This is a genomic window from Streptomyces sp. NPDC053474 (assembly GCF_044544845.1).
In the GTDB taxonomy this organism is placed as follows: Bacteria; Actinomycetota; Actinomycetes; order Streptomycetales; family Streptomycetaceae; genus Streptomyces.
Window position 1 is genome coordinate 1 of record NZ_JBITXV010000039.1, and the last position, 15,603, is coordinate 15,603.

At 73.5% G+C, this 15,603-nt stretch carries 8 protein-coding genes; 2 read left to right on the forward strand and 6 right to left on the reverse strand.

What is annotated here, in order from left to right; all coding sequences use genetic code 11:
• The first annotated feature begins 595 nt into the window (after positions 1–595).
• Positions 596–796: a hypothetical protein gene (locus ACIG3E_RS40855; RefSeq protein WP_171075917.1), complete on the forward strand. Its 201-nt coding sequence runs from the start codon at positions 596–598 to the stop codon at positions 794–796.
• Between the two features lie 129 nt (positions 797–925).
• On the opposite strand, the gene ACIG3E_RS40860 is transcribed toward ACIG3E_RS40855, so the two are convergent.
• The 5 genes from ACIG3E_RS40860 to ACIG3E_RS40880 form a co-directional block, all read right to left on the reverse strand.
• A complete protein-coding gene (locus tag ACIG3E_RS40860; RefSeq protein ID WP_399626278.1) occupies positions 926–1,666 on the reverse strand; it encodes a thioesterase II family protein in 741 nt (246 codons plus the stop codon).
• Positions 1,667–1,803: 137 nt separating this feature from the next.
• Positions 1,804–2,922, reverse strand: coding sequence for an agmatinase family protein (locus tag ACIG3E_RS40865; protein ID WP_399626280.1), 1,119 nt, complete (start codon positions 2,920–2,922; stop codon positions 1,804–1,806).
• Between the two features lie 81 nt (positions 2,923–3,003).
• Positions 3,004–4,266 (reverse strand): cytochrome P450, encoded by a 1,263-nt coding sequence (locus tag ACIG3E_RS40870; RefSeq protein WP_399626282.1) that lies wholly within the window; start codon positions 4,264–4,266, stop codon positions 3,004–3,006.
• A complete protein-coding gene (locus ACIG3E_RS40875) occupies positions 4,266–5,216 on the reverse strand; it encodes an ACP S-malonyltransferase (protein ID WP_399626285.1) in 951 nt (316 codons plus the stop codon). The genes ACIG3E_RS40870 and ACIG3E_RS40875 overlap by 1 nt, the downstream gene beginning before the upstream one ends.
• 64 nt (positions 5,217–5,280) lie before the next feature.
• Positions 5,281–6,717, reverse strand: a complete 1,437-nt coding sequence (locus ACIG3E_RS40880; RefSeq protein ID WP_399626287.1) for a class I adenylate-forming enzyme family protein — start codon at positions 6,715–6,717, stop codon at positions 5,281–5,283.
• A 253-nt stretch (positions 6,718–6,970) separates the two neighbouring features.
• Between ACIG3E_RS40880 and ACIG3E_RS40885 the strand changes: the two genes are divergently transcribed.
• Entirely contained in the window at positions 6,971–8,566 is a 1,596-nt protein-coding gene (locus ACIG3E_RS40885) for an ArnT family glycosyltransferase (RefSeq protein WP_399626289.1), read from the forward strand.
• 76 nt (positions 8,567–8,642) lie between these two features.
• Here ACIG3E_RS40885 and ACIG3E_RS40890 read toward each other — a convergent pair.
• A partial coding sequence (locus ACIG3E_RS40890) for an SDR family NAD(P)-dependent oxidoreductase (RefSeq protein ID WP_399626291.1) occupies positions 8,643–15,603 on the reverse strand: 6,961 nt, incomplete at its 5' end.

Consider the following 15,603-nt stretch of genomic DNA (forward strand, 5'->3'; position numbering starts at 1 on the left):
CCCAACACCAACAACGGCCACACCCGCCGCACCACCAACACCACCACCACAACCACCTGCAACCCCAACCCCGCCCACGGCCCAAACCGCGGATGGCCGTTGTCCACGTTGCCGATGGCGACCAGGACGTTGGCCACGATCAGAGCGGTGAGAAGAATGAGGTCGGACGCCACGGGACGGAACGTCCTGGTCCGCTGTGCTCCGGCCGTCCTGACGTGCGGCACGACAAGCCCACCCCCGTACATGTCGGCTTCGCGCTGTGTGGGTCGTGGAGAGCTTAATGCGTGCTGCACGGAGGCCGCAGCCACCCTCCTGACCTGCGGCTTTAACGCCCTCTTAGCGCCTTTTGGGGCCTCGGGCCGAGGGCCGCGGCAGCGCGGCCGTGCATCCCCGGCCCGGCGCACACCAGGTCCACGAGAGGGGGAACGCGTCATCCGGTCACAACTTTCGTCGGTAGCGGTACCAACGTTTCCCTCTGCCCCGCCGGGTACCGGAAGCGATGGAATAGGTCTTGTTGGCGGCCCGGCGGGAACACCGGGAAGCGGAACGAGAAGCACGAGAGTGCTCACCCCGTACAGAACAATTGAGGAGCGGCATGCTGTGGGTCGGCATCGTCCTGGCGGTTCAGGGAATCGGTTCATTCCTGACTGAGCGCATCTGGGACACAAAATTCGGTGTCACGGCACTGCTGCCGGAGGACACTCCCTCGTGGGTGAGCCTGGCGATCGGAATTGTCGGTCTGATCGTCCTCGCGTTCTGCGTGAGTTCACGGTCCCGCAAGTCCGTGCACAGCTGAATTCCATAGACTCCCGGTGGCCGGTTCTCCCCCGTAACTGGCCACCGGGTCCTTTTTGGCCGCTCATACGACTGGGCGGGGCGGTCACCACGTCGCACACGCGTGGTGACCGCCCCGCCCAGTGGCGTTTCACGACGTGAGGTGCGCCTTCAGGACGGCGATCACGTCCGCGGCGTGGTCCGTGAGGTAGAAGTGGCCGCCGGAGAACACCTTCATGTCGAAGGAGCCCAGGGTGTGCGGCTCCCACGCCCGCGCCTCGTCGAGCGTGGTGCGCGGGTCGTCGTCGCCGACCAGGACCGTGATGGGGCTGCCGATCTGCGCGCCGGCCTCGGCGCGGTAGGTCTCGATGGCGGTGTAGTCGCTGCGGATGGCCGGAAGGACCAAGCGCAGCAGCTCCTCGTCGCCGAGCACCCGCGGGTCCGTGCCGCTGAGCCCCCGCATCTCGGCGATGATGCCCTCGTCGTCGCGCTGGTGGACGTTCTCGGGCCGGAACCGGGAGGGCGCGCGGCGGCCGGAGGCGAAGACGTGCACGGGGGCCTGGCCGTCCTTCTCCAGGCGCCGGGCCACCTCGAAGGCGAGGACGGCGCCCATGCTGTGCCCGAAGAAGGTCAGCGGCAGCGTCGTGTGGCCGCGCAGCGCCTCGGCGATGCGGTCCGCCATCTCGGCGATGGTCTCGATGCCCTTCTCGGTGTGGCGGTCCTGACGCCCCGGGTACTGCAGGGCGATCACGTCGGCGACCTGGCTCAGGGCGGCCGACACCGGGAAGTAGAAGCTGGCGGAGCCGCCCGCGTGCGGGAAGCAGACGAGACGGCGGCGGGCGTCGGGGGCGGGGTGGTAGCTGCGGACCCACAGGTCGGCGGCGGTCGTCATGACGGTGTCCATCCAAGGTCGTCGGTGGCGGTACGGGTCGAGAAGGGACGGCAAACAGACCGAAGGCGGGCCTCAGCCCGCCTTCGACGGCGTGCGCACGAACGTGCCGTACGCACGTGAACAGCATGCACCCCAACTCACTTGAGCGGGAAGCGCACTTCCCCGGCCACGATCGGGTTCGCGTAGTTCTTGCTGGAGATCTTGATGCGGTTCAGGGCGAGGCCGGTGAGCGCCTCGAAGACGGCCCTGCGGGCGTTCATGGCGGTGGAGTAGCCCGCGTCCAGGTGCGGGGCGACCTCGACGACGTCCATGCCCACCAGGTTCGTCTCGTGGGCGATGCGGCGCAGCGCGGTGAACAGCTCGCGGGTGCTGAGCCCGGCGGGCTCGGGGGTGCCGGTGCCGGGCGCGAACGCCGGGTCGAGGACGTCGATGTCCAGGGACAGATAGACGTGGTCGGCGACCGCGCGGGCCTCCTCGATGACCTTGTCGATGACCGCGGCGAAGCCGATCCGCTCGATCTCGGCCATGAAGTGCGAGCGCATCCCGGCCCGGCGCATCCAGTTGAACAGCTGGTCGTCGGGGCCCGAGATGGTGCGGATGCCGACCTGGATGACGTTGGGCCCCGGCACCATCTCCTCGTCGATGAGGCGCCGGATCGGCGTGGTGTGGGTGGCGCGGTGCCCGAACAGCTCCTCGTGGCAGTCCGGGTGCGCGTCGAAGTGGATGACGGCGATGGAGCCGCGCCCGTGCACCTCCGACAGGGCGCCCACGCTGGGCCACAGCAGCGAGTGGTCGCCGCCGAGGACGACGGGCCGGGCCCCGACCTCGGCGATCTCCCGGACCAGGCCGCGGATGGGCTCCATGGACCGGGTGATGTCGAAGGGGTCGACGGCCGCGTCGCCGTAGTCGACGACCTTCAGGATGTTGAAGGGGTTGACGCGGGTCGCGGAGTGCACGAACCCCTCGGGCGTGGCGTACAGGTAGCGCTCGTCGGCGCGGATGGCGCGCGGCCCGTAGGCGGCGCCGCGGTGCCCGCTGGAGACGTCCACGGGGCAGCCGACCACGGCCACGTCCACCTCGCCCGCCCGCAGGTCCTCCTGGGTCAGGGCGAGGGGGACGCCCATGAAGGTGGGCACGCCGGAGTAGGACGGCTGGACGTAGTAGCGGCGCAGGTCGATGGGGCCGGGCTCGCGCCGCGGGAAGGTGGAGCGATCGACCTCCCGCCGCCAGGCCTCGGACTCGGGTGTCTCGCTCATCTGTCTCCTCGGATACGGGGGTGGTACGCGACGACGCCGCGCCCCGGTGCGGGGCGCGGGCCATCAAAGGGGCTCGCGGCGCTACCGGCCGCTGACGGGCAGCCGGGTGCAGCCGCTGATCACGGGCGAGCTGCGGCGCCGCACCGGACCGGCGACGCGCAGCTCGGGCAGGCGCTCCACCAGGACGCGCAGCGCCGTCTCGCCCTCCATGCGGGCCAGGGGGGCGCCGATGCAGTAGTGGATGCCGCCGGAGAACGACAGGTGCTCGGCGGGGTCCTCACGGGTGAGGTCGAAGCGGTCCGGCTCGTCGTACACCTCGGGGTCGCGGTTGGCGGCGCCGATGAGGACGACGACGGAGCTGTCGGCCCGGATGTGGTGTCCGGCGAGGGCGATGTCCTGGTGCGGGACGCGCTGGGCCTGGAGGGCGGGCGAGTCGTAGCGCAGGGTCTCCTCGACGGCGCGCGGCGCGAGGTCGGGGTCGTCGCGCAGCAGGTTCCACTGCTCGCGGTCGCCGGTCATCGCGAGGACGGCGTTGCCGATGAGGTTGGTGGTGGTCTCGAAGCCGGTGACGGCGAGGACGGTGCAGAAGGCGAGGAGTTCCTCGGTGCTGAGCTTGCCCTCGCCCTGGGCCGTGGTGAGGCGGCTGATGAGGTCGTCGCCCGGGTCCTTGGCGCGCAGCTCGATCAGTTCGGTGAAGACCTGGTCGAGGTCGTCGACGGCGGCGCGGAACTCCCGTGCCATCTTCAGGGACTTGACGCCGTCGATGACGGGCCCGACCTTGCGCCCGGCCCGGACGAACCGCTCGTGGTACTCCTCGGGGACGCCGAGGAGCTCGCCGATCACGAGCAGCGGCAGGGGTCCCGCGAAGTCCTCGATGAGGTCGAAGTCGCGCCCCGCGGCCTGGTCGAGCAGGCCGTGGCAGAGCTTCTCCACCTGGATGCGGTACTTGCTGATCATCTTGGGGCCGAAGGCGGGCTGGGCGAGCCGCCGCAGGCGGGTGTGGTCGGGCGGGTCGAGGCCGAGGATGGAGCTGTTCCAGGGGATGTCGGCCATCATCTCGTGCCCGGGTACGCCGCCCTGCTCGCGGTTCAGGAACAGCGTGCGGTCGCGCAGGATCTTGCTGCCGAGCTCGTGGCTTCCGGTGACCCAACTGCCCAGGTGGCTGCGGTGGATGGGGCCGCGCTGGCGGACCTTCGCATACAGCGGGTAGGGGTCCTCCTTGCCCTGGAGCAGATGGGTGAAGGGGTCGCCGAAGAGGCCGAAGGCGCGCAGGATCGCGCGGGTCACGCCGAGCTTGGCGCTGAACTTGAACCCGGCCGACTTGCTGTCCATGAGCGTGGTCATCACTGCTCCTTGCGCGAGGCGGTCCGGGTGGGCCTGAGGGCCTGCTCGGGCCCGAGGGCCACCACGTCGAAGTGGCGGGTGGTGACGTCGAGGCGGTGGAGGAGCCGGTCGGGCCCGGTGACGTGGACCGTGCCCACGCCCTGGGCGCGCAGGGTGTCCACGACGGGGTGCCAGCGCACGGGGTGGTCGAAGGTGTCGAGGAGGAGGGTGCGCATCTGCTCCGCGCTCGTCACCAGCGAGCCGTCGTGGTCGGCGACCACCGGCAGCTCGGGGTCGGCGAGCTCGAACTTGGCGAGGACCTCGTCCTCGACGCGGGCGCGCAGGCCCGTGAGCACCCGGCAATGCGCGGGCGGTTTCATCGAGTACAGGGAGTAGCCGCCGGCGGCGCTGATGCGCCGCTGGAAGGACTCCAGGACCTGCTCGCGCAGGGTGACCATGTGCATGCCCTCGTCGAGGTGCCCGGAGACCTCGTGGAACTCGCCGCGTTCGGCCAGCTCCCCGAGGACCTCGGTGAGGGCCGCCTCGGGCACGCGGGTGATGGTGAGCGTCACCAGGTCCTGGTGCTCCTGCTCGAAGAACCGCTGCTCGCACAGGGCGAGTTCGTAGGTCAGGCGGGTCGCCTCGGCGAAGGGCAAGGCGCCGCTGAACGCCGTCGCGGCCTTCTGGCCGAAGCTGAAGCCGACGCAGAGGTCCGGCCGAAGTCCCTGGGTCTCGACGGCCCGGTCCGCGAGGGCCACCGAGTTGATGAAGAAGGCGACCTGGGCGAACTCCCCGAAGTCGACCGCCTGGGTGCGGAAGCCGTCGAGGACCGACCGGCCGAGCGCTTCGTCGGCGGCGGCGAGGCGCCCCCGCACGAAGGGGTCGATCATCATGAACTTGCCCACGTCGGTGAAGCGCGAGGGCCCCATGCCCGGAAACACCACGGCGCTGCGTGCCTGGTCGGTCGTCATCGTGTCCGCTCTGTCTGTCCTGTGCTGGTCGTGCGGTCTGTACGGGGTGCTGGCCGGGGGCGGCTCACACGGAAGTGGCGAGTTCCGCCGTGGTCCGCTCGGCCGCCCGCTGTTCGAGGGCCCGTCGGTCGGGCTTGCCGTTGCGGTTGAGCGGGAAGCTGTCGATGACGACGACCCGGTTGGGGTGTTCGTACGCGGGCAGCGCGTCCTTGATGCGGCGGCGCCATTCGGCGACGTCCTGGCCGGTGGGGTCCTCGACGAAGAAGACCAGCTCGGCGCCGCGCGCGTCGTCGGGCAGGGCGATCACCTTGACGGTGCAGCCCGCGACGGCGGCCCGCCGCTCGATGATCTCCGGGTAGAGCGTGTACCCCATGCGGTGCACGGCGAGTTTGCGGCCCGCCACGAACACGTTGCCGTCCCCGTCGAGGTGGCCGAGGTCGCCGGTGCGGTACCAGCCCTGCTCGACCGGGGCGAGGGTGCCGTCCTCGGCGAGGTAACCGGCCATCATGTCGGGGGTGTTGACGACGAGCTCGCCCATCTCCCCGGCCGCGAGGACGTTTCCGTCGTCGTCCTGGACCGTCATCTCCAGGCCCTTCATGACCTGGCCGCAGGCGACGGGGTTGTCGATGGTGGCGAACGCGATGTTGCCGAGCTCGGTGCTGCCGTAGCTGTCGAGCAGCGGCTGGCCGAAGGCGTCGACGTACGCGTCCGAGAGCGCCGGGTCGAGCGGGGCGGCGCCGCTGCAGAACATCCGGACGCGGCCGAGGGCGGCCCGCACGTCCGCCTTGCTGCGGGCGAGGTTGAGCATGCTGCGGTAGGTGGCCGGGGTGGCGTCGATGACGGTCACCCCGCACTGGCCGCCCATGAGGAGCGACCGGTCGAGCCGCCGGTGCGGCGCGACGATGAGGGAGCACTCGGCGAGCCAGGCGATGAGCACCATGGACAGGCCGTACTGGTGCGCGAAGGGCAGCAGCGGAAGGAGGACGTCGCCGGGGCCGTGGCCCATGTGGTCGGCGTTGCGGCGCAGGTTCTCCAGGAAGCGGCCGCCGTTCTTGACCACGCCCTTGGGGGTGCCGGTGGAGCCGGAGGACCACATGATCAGGCCGTCCGGCAAGGCGCACCACGCGTCGAAGTCGAGCGCGGGCTCGGTCGGGACCAGGCCCGAGGCCTCCACGAGGAGCTTGTACAGATAGACGGCGTCGCGCGTCTCCGCGGGCATGGGAGCGTCGTCGTCGTACAGGCACAGGCGGGCGCGCGTGCGCTCGACGATGCGCGCGGTCTCGCGGGCGTGCTCCTGCTGGTCGACGAGGACGATGGAGGCGCCGACGTGCATCAGCGCGAAGAACGCGTTCAGCCAGGCCGCCGAGTTTCCGGCCTTGAGCAGCACCCGGTCGCCCGGCCTGACGCCTTCCGCGCGCAGGACCATCGCGACCCGCAAGGTGTCCTGCTCGAATTCAGCGAAGGTCCGCGCCGAATCTCCCGTGAAGATGTTCGGTGTCATCAAAGCCGCCCCCTTTCCCGGTTCTGAGAATCAACGGGCACGAAAAGGTCGAGCAATTCTCCCGCCCCGGTCCAGTCGCCGGGGAGCTAGCGTAAAAGCTAGGCGGCACCCGGGCGCCGCAGAACCCCTATCCTCCCCCTAGCACCCCCTGAGCAGCCAACTTGCCGCTCACAAGGGCAAGCTGACGGGCCGTGCGAGGGACTACCTTCGACCGTGTTTCAGGCCATCTACTTCATCAGCCGCGGAGGCCCCGGTGGGAGTTCGGACGAAGGCCGGTCAGGGACCGGTCGAGGAACAGGATAAAGAACGGCAGGAGACATCCGCGATCCTGCCGGAGAAAAAGGAAGGAAAGGAAGAGGCGGCGCGGCACCAGGCCGCGGAACTGCCGGAGTTCTCCGGCCGCTGGGCGGGGGCGGTCGCGGGCGCGTCCGGCCTCGCGCTGCTGCTCGTCAGCACGCGGTACGGCTTCCAGGGCGACGAGCTGTACTTCCTGGGGGCCGGGCGGCATCTGGACTGGGGGTACGCGGACCAGCCGGTGCTCCTTCCGCTGCTCGCCCGGGCGATCGACGCGCTGTCCGGGGGCTCGCTGTTCGCGCTGCGGCTGCTGCCCGCGCTCCTCACCGTGGCGGGCGTGCTCGTCGCGGCGCTCATCGCGCGCGAGTTCGGCGGCGCGCGGCGGGCGCAGCTGCTCACCGCGGCCGCCTACGGCTTCGCCCCCGCCGTCCTGATCAGCGGGCACGCGCTGTCGACGATGGCCCTCGACCTGTTCCTGTGGACGCTGGTGAACTGGCTCCTCGTGCGCTGGGTGCGCACGCGCGAGCACCGGCTGCTGTTGTGGACGGGCCTGGCGACGGCCCTGGCCCTGCAGGGCAAGTATCTGATCGTCGGCTACTGGCTCGTCCTCGCGGTCGCCTCCTTCGTCGTCGGCCCGCGCGAGCTGCTGCGCCGCAAGGAGCTGTGGATCGGCGCGGCGGTCTCCGTCGTCACGTCGCTTCCGGGGCTGATCTGGCAGGCGCGGCACGACTGGCCGCAGCTGGAGATGTCCAAGGTCCTGGCCGACGAGGGCATCCTGGGCGGGCGTGCGGGCTTCCTGCCGTATCTGGTGGTCCTGTCCGGCGGTGTGTTCACCGTCGTCCTGGTCTACGGCCTGGTGCGGCTGCTCCGCTCGCCGGAGCTCGCGCCCTACCGGTTCCTGGCGTGGACGTTCCTCGGTCTCACGGCCGTGTTCCTGGTCACCGGCGGCCGCCCCGCGTACGTGGTGGGCACGTTCGCGCCGCTGTGGGCGGCGGGCGCGGTCGCGCTCGGCCGCGGCGAGGGTGCCCGCTGGTGGCGGTGGCTGGCGGCCTGGCCGGTGGTCGCCCTGACGGCCCTGGTGTGCGTGGCCCTGTCGCTTCCGGTGTATCCGGTGTCGCAGGTGACGAAGACCGAGCAGCCCGACAACAACCCGATGACCGCCGAGACGCTGCGCTGGCCGCACCTGATCGACGCCGTCGAGAAGGCGTACAAGACACTGCCCGCCGACCGGCGCGAGCGGGCCGTCGTCGTCACGCAGTACTACGAGGAGGCGGGCGCCGTCGACCACCTGGGCGCCGACCGCGGCCTGCCGTCCGCCTACAGCGGCCACCGCGGCTACTGGTACTTCGGCGCGCCGTCGGACTCCTCGGGTCCGGTCCTGTACGTGGGCAGGGACGTCGCGAAGCTCAAGCCGTACTTCTCGTCCGTGAGGAAGGCCGCGAAGGCGGCGGGCGGTCCCGGCGAGAGCTTCGTCGACGGGGTCCCGGTGTGGGTGCTCGACGGCCGCACCAAGCCGTGGTCGGAGATCTGGAAGGACTACGGCCACCTGTCCTGACCGCGCTCCGGCGCCTGGCACGCGGACGGCCCCGCCCCCACCTTCCGGTGGGGGCGGGGCCGTCGCCCTTGGTGGGTCAGAGCCGCTCCAGCCACTCCTCCACGGCGCGTGCCGTGGTGCGGGAGTGCTCCTCCATCACCGTGAAGTGGGTGCCGGGCACGTCCACGGTGGAGTGCTCCAGCTTCCAGGAGGGGCGCCAGTCGTAGTCCTTCGTCCACTCCATGAGCGGCTCCCCCGCCCGGACCAGGAGCGTGGGCGCCCGCAGCTCCTGTGGCAGCAGGCCGAGGAACATGTAGCGGGCCATGGCGGTCACCCAGGCGTCGCCCCAGTCGTTGTCGTCCGCGCCGGGCACCGTGTCGTAGCGGTCGCTGAGCTGCTCACCCATCGCGGCCGCCATGTCGCCGAGCGCCTTCTCGTCGACGTAGGTGTCGACGAGCGCCACACCGGCGGGTCCGGCGCCCCGGCGCTCCAGCTCCCGCGCCACGGCGTGGGCGACGAGGCCGCCGGAGGAGTGCCCGGACAGGACGTACGGCTTGTCCCCGACGTGGCGCTGCACGGTGTCGGCGTGCAGCCGCACCAGCGCGTCCTTGTCGGCGGGCAGCAGTTCGCCCTCCAGGAAGCCGGGGTGCGTGATGACGCTGACGTCGCGCCGGTCGCGGAAGTACGCGCCGAAGCGGGCGTAGTCGTACGCGCTGGACCGCCCGACGTACGAGGTGAACAGCACCAGGGCGGTCTCCTCCGGGCCGCGCGCGAGGGTGAACGGGGCGCGCGGGGCGCCGAGTTCGGACTCCTCGGTGAACGAGGCGCGGAACTGGGCCATGGTCCGCAGGAGCGGGATCAGGTCGTCGGCCCGGCCCTGGCGCGCGGCCTCGTCGTACAGCTCGGCGAGGCCGGTCGCGGGCCGGGGCGCGGCCGGGTGCGCGGGCGGCTCGGGCGTCGGCGCGGCCTGCCGCGGCGCCTCCTCGGCCCGCCGCGGACGCTCGGCGTCGCTCCCGGGCCGTGCCGCCGTGTCGGCCGCCGGGGGCACGGCCTGCTCCAGTTCGTGCGCGAGGCGCTCGGCCAGGGCCCTCGGGGTGCGGTTCTGGAAGACCAGCGTCGCGGGCAGGCGCAGGCCGGTGGCGGCCGCGAGGCGGTTGCGCAGCTCGACGCCGGTGAGGGAGTCGAAGCCGAGCTCCAGGAAGCCGCGTTCGTCCTCGACGCGGTCGGCGGACGCGTGGCCGAGCACGGCCGCCGCCTGGTCGCGGACCAGCGCGCCGAGCAGTTCGGCGCGCTCGGCGCCACAGGCCGCGGCGAGGCGGCGTGCGAACGCCTCCGCCTCGGACGCGGCGGCGCCGACGGCGGTGCGCCGGGCGGGCACCCGCACCAGGCGCCGCAGCAGCGGCGGCACGGCGTCGCCCTGGCGCGCGCCCGCCCGCAGGGCCGCCGTGTCCAGGCGTACGGGCAGCAGCAGCGGCGCGCCGTGGGAGCGGGCGGCGTCGAGGAGTGCGACGCCTTCCGCCGAGGACAGCGGCAGGACGCCGCCGCGCGAGATGCGGGTGCGGCGGGCCTCGTCGAGGTGCCCCGTCATCTCGCTGCTCTCGGCCCACAGGCCCCAGGCGAGGGAGGTGGCGGGCACGCCCCGGGCGCGCAGGTGGTGCGCGAGGGCGTCGAGGAAGGCGTTGGCCGCCGCGTAGTTGCCCTGGCCGGGGCTGCCGAAGGTGGCGGCCGCGGAGGAGAACAGGACGAACTCCGCCAGGTCGTGCCCGGCCGTCAGCTCGGCGAGGTGCAGGGCCGCGTCCAGCTTGGGCCGCAGGACCGCGTCCACGCGCTCCGGCGTCAGGGACGCCACCAGGGCGTCGTCCAGGACTCCGGCGGTGTGGACGACGGCGGTCAGCGGGTGCGCCGCAGGGACCGTGGCCAGGGTCTCGGCCAGGGCGTCGCGGTCCGCCGCGTCGCAGGCGACCACGCGGGCCTCGGCGCCGAGGGCTTCGAGCTCGGCCACGAGGGCGGCGGCCCCCGGCGCGTCCGGGCCCCTGCGGCTGGTCAGGAGCAGTCGGCGGGCGCCGTGCTCGGCCACCAGGTGGCGGGCGACGAGGGCGCCCAGGGTGCCGGTGGCGCCGGTGATCAGGACGGTGCCCTCGGGGTCGGGGGTGCGGGGCGCCACGGCGTCCGGGGTGTCCGTGGTGTCCTGGGGGTGCGGCGTGGCCGCGGGCACCAGGCGCGGCGCGAGCAGCGCCCCGTCGCGGACGGCGAGCTGCGGCTCGTCCAGGGCCAGGCCGTGGGCCAGCAGCGTGGCGGCGCTCCGGCCGTCGGCGCGGTCGTCGGTGCCGCCCAGGTCGAGCAGCACGCACCCGGCGCCGTCCGGGCCGCCCGCCTGCTCGGACTGGGCGGAGCGGGCCAGGCCCCACACCGCGGCGTGCGCCAGGTCGGGCACGTCGCCGCCGTCGGTGGCCACCGCGCCCCGGGTCACCAGGACCAGGCGGGCGGCGCCCAGGCGCGGTTCCGCCTGCCAGGTCTGGAGCAGGCCGAGCGCCCGGTGCAGGGCGGTGCGGGCCCGGGCGGCGGTGGCGTCGGCGCCCTCGTCCGGGTCGGGGCCCGGCGCGAAGGTGACAAGCAGCGCGTCGGGCACCGCCGCCCCTGCGTCGAGGGCGGCGGCGAGCGCGTCGGTGTCGGCGTAGGCGTCCACGCGGGCGCCGGACGCGGTGAGTTCGGCGCCCACCTTCAGCTCGTCGGGGCCGACCGTCGCCCAGGTCAGGTCCTTCGCGTCGGCCGTGCCGGAGGGCAGCGGCGTCCACTCCACGCCGAACAGCGCGTCGCGGTGCCCGCCGCCGGAGGCCGCGCGCAACTGCTCGGCGGCGACCGGGCGCAGTTCCAGGGAGTCGGCGCGGGCGACCGGGGCGCCGGTGTCGTCGGCGAACAGCAGGGCCACGCCGCCGGACGCGGCAGGGCGCACGCGGACCCGCAGCACCGTGGCGCCCTGCGCGGCCAGCGAGACCCCGGTCCAGGCGAACGGCAGCCGCACGCCGTCCGCCTCCGCGAAGGGGGCGAGGGCCACGGGGTGCAGGGCGGCGTCCAGGAGCGCGGGGTGCACGCCGAAGGAGCGGGCGTCGCGGTGGGCGCTCTCGGGCAGCTCCACCTCGGCGTAGACGGCCTCGCCCGCCGGGTCCCGCCAGGCGGCGCGCAGCCCCTGGAACGCCGGGCCGTAGGCGAGCCCGCCCGCGGCGAGGCGCTCGTAGAACCCGTCGAGGGGCACGGCTTCGGCGCCCTCGGGCGGCCATGCCGTCAGGGCCGGGTCCCTCTCCTCGTACGCGTCGGCGGCGAGGGTGCCGGTGGCGTGCCGGGTCCAGGGGGCGTCGGTGGCGCCCTGGGCCCGCGAGGAGACGGTCAGCGGGCGGCGTCCGGTGGTGTCGGGGGCGCCGACCCATACCTGGAGGGTGACGGTGTCGTCGTCGGCGACGACCAGCGGCGCCTGGAGGGTGAGTTCCTCGACGAGCCCGCAGCCGACCTCGTCGCCCGCGCGCAGCGCCATCTCCACGTACGCGGTGCCGGGCAGGAGCACGGTCTGCCCGACGGCGTGGTCGGCGAGCCAGGGGTGGGTGCGCCGGGAGAGCCGCCCGGTGAGCACGTACTGGTCGGCGTCGGCCAGCTCCATCCGGGCGCCGAGCAGCGGGTGTCCGGCGGCCTCGATGCCGACGGAGGCCACGTCGCCGGTGCCCGCGACGGCGATCTCGGGCCAGTAGCGCTCACGCTGGAACGCGTACGTGGGCAGGTCGAGGGTGGTCTCGGCGCCGGGGAACAGCGCCGCCCAGTCGAGTTCGGCGCCGTGCGCGTGGGCCGCGGCGAGCGCGGTGAGGAGCCGCTCGGGGCCGCCCTCGTCGCGGCGCAGGGTGCCGAGCGCGACGGCGCTGGTGTGCGTGGCGGCCGTCGCGTCGACGGTCTCCTGCACCGGGACGGTGAGCACCGGGTGCGGGCTCATCTCCAGGAACAGGGTGTGCCCTTCGCCGAGCAGGCCGCGCGTGGCCTGCTCGAAGAGGACGGTGTGGCGCAGGTTGCGGTACCAGTAGCCCGCGTCCATGGGCGTGTCGGCGCCGAGCCACGTGCCGGTGAGGGTCGAGTACAGCGGGATCTCGGCGGCGCGCGGGCTCAGGCCGGTCAGGGCCTCCTCGATGCGGGCCTCGATCTGCTCCACGTACGAGGAGTGCGACGCGTAGTCCACCGGCACGGTGCGCGCCCGCACGCCCTGCTCGGCGCAGTGGGCGACCAGCTCTTCGAGGGCCTCGGGGTCGCCCGCGACGACGACCTGGGAGGGGCCGTTGACGACGGCGATCTCGACGCGTCCTGACCAGGCGGCCAGGAGCGTCTCGGCCTCGTCCTGCGGCAGGACGAGGGAGACCATGCCGCCCTTGCCGGAGAGTTCGCGGATCGCCCGGCTGCGCAGGGCGACGACGCGGGCGGCGTCCCGCAGCGGCAGGACGCCCGCGACGCACGCGGCGGCGATCTCACCCTGGCTGTGGCCGACGACGGCGGCGGGCCGCACTCCGGCGGCCTGCCAGACGGCGGCGAGCGAGACCATCACGGCGAACAGCACCGGCTGGACGACGTCGACGCGGTCGAAGTTCCCGCCGCCCAGCTCCTCGGTGAGGTCCCAGTCCACGTACGCGGACAGGGCGTCGGCGCACTCCCGCATGCGCGCGGCGAACACCGGCGACTCGTCGAGGAGTTCACGGGCCATGCCTGCCCACTGGGCGCCCTGGCCGGGGAAGACGAACACCGGGCGGACCGTGCCGCTGAGGGCGCGGCCCGTGACGACGGCGCGGGCTTCCGTGTCGCCCTGCGCCAGTGCGTCGAGGGCGGCGAGGAGGTCGGCCCGGCCGCGCCCGTGCACCACCGCGCGGTGCTCGAACCGGGAGCGCGCCACGGCCAGGGACAGGCCCACGTCGGCGAGTTCGGCGCCGGGGCGCGCGAGCAGGTGCTCCCGGAGCTGACGGGCCTGGGCCCGCAGGGCCTGCGGGGTCTTGCCGGACAGGGCGAGCGGCACCAGGCCGGGGACCACCGCCGGGGCGGAGGCTTCGGGCGCGGTGGGCCGCGGGGTCTGCGGGGCCTCTTCGAGGATCACGTGGGCGTTGGTGCCGCTGATGCCGAAGGAGGAGATGCCCGCGCGGCGCGGCGCGCCGTCCGCGCGGCCGGGCCAGTCCCGGCTCTCGGTGAGGAGCTCCACTCCCCCGCCGGTCCAGTCGACTTCGGGGGTGGGCGCGTCCACGTACAGGGTCTTCGGCAGCACGCTGTTGCGCATCGCCATCACCGTCTTGATGACGCCGCCGACGCCGGCGGCGGCCTGGGTGTGGGCGATGTTCGACTTGAGCGAGCCCAGCCACAGCGGCCGCTCGTCGGAGTGTGCCTTGCCGTACGTGGCGATGAGCGCCTGGGCCTCGATGGGGTCGCCCAGGGTGGTGCCCGTGCCGTGCGCCTCGACCGCGTCCACGTCGGCCGCCGTCAGGCGCGCGTCGGTGAGGGCGGCGCGGATGACGCGCTGCTGGGAGGGCCCGTTCGGGGCGGTGAGGCCGTTGCTGGCCCCGTCCTGGTTGATGGCGGAGCCGCGGACCACCGCGAGGACGGGGTGGCCGTTGCGGCGGGCGTCGGAGAGCCGCTCCAGGACGAGCATGCCGACGCCCTCGCCCCAGCCCGTGCCGTCCGCCGCGGCGGCGAACGACTTGCATCGGCCGTCGGGGGCCAGGCCGCGCTGGCGGCTGAACTCCGCGAAGGAGGTGGGCGTCGGCATGACGGCCGCGCCGCCCGCGAGCGCCATCGCGCACTCGCCCTGCCGCAGCGCGCGCACCGCCAGGTGCAGCGCGACGAGCGAGGAGGAGCAGGCGGTGTCCACGGTCACGGCCGGGCCCTCGAAGCCGAAGGAGTACGAGAGGCGGCCCGAGGCGACGCTGGCCGCGTCGCCGGTCATCACGTAGCCCTCGACGCCTTCGGCGCCGTGCAGCGTGGTCGAGTAGCCCTGGGTGGACAGGCCGACGAACACGCCCGTCTCACTGCCGCGCACCGTGGCGGGGACGATGCCCGCGCGTTCGAGGGCCTCCCAGGACGTCTCCAGGAGGAGGCGCTGCTGGGGGTCCATGGCGAGGGCTTCGCGCGGGTTGATGCCGAAGAAGTCGGAGTCGAACTCGTCGGCGTCGTGGAGGAAGGCTCCGGTGGTGACGTAGGTCAGGCCGTCGTCGCCGTCGAGGTCCGCCGGGGCGGTGACGTCCCAGCCACGGTTCACGGGGAAGCCGGTGAGGCCGTCCTCGCCCGCGGACACCATGCGCCACAGATCCTCGGGGGAGCGCACGCCGCCGGGGTAGCGGCAGCTCATGGCGACGATGGCGACGGGCTCGTCGTCCACGCCGCTCACGGTCGCGGCGGGGCGCGCGGCGGCCGGGGCCGCGGGCTCGGGCAGCGAGCCGAGCAGCTCCTCGCCCAGGTGCGCGGCCAGGGCGACCGGCGTGGGGTAGTCGAAGACGAGGCTGGCGGGCAGGCGCAGCGCGGTGGCGCCGCCCAGGCGGTTGCGCAGCTCGACGGAGGTCAGGGAGTCGAAGCCGAGCTCCTTGAACGCCTTGGCGGCGTCGACCGATTCGAGCGAGGGGTAGCCGAGGACGGCGGCGACGTTGTCCCGGACGACGTCGACGAGGGCCTGCTCGCGCTCCTCCGCGCCGAGCCCGGCGAGGCGCTCGGCCAGCGACTCCTGTGCGTCGGCCGCCGGGCCCGCCTGGGCGGTGGCGGCCCTGCGGACCTGGGCGCGGATGAGGCCGCGGAGCAGCGGCGGCACGTCGGCCCCGAACTGCCCGCGCAGGACGTCTAGTTCCAGCTTCATCGGCACGAGGGCGCCGTCGGCCTGGGCGAGGGAGGCGTCGAGCAGGGCCAGGCCCTCCTCGGCAGAGAGGGCCGCCACGCCCGCCCGGTTCATCCGGTCGATGTCACCGTCGGCGAGGGCTCCGGCCATGCCGCCCTGATCCGCCCACAGCCCCCAGGCCAGCGAGGTCGCGGGCAGACCCTGCGCACGCCGGTACTGGGCC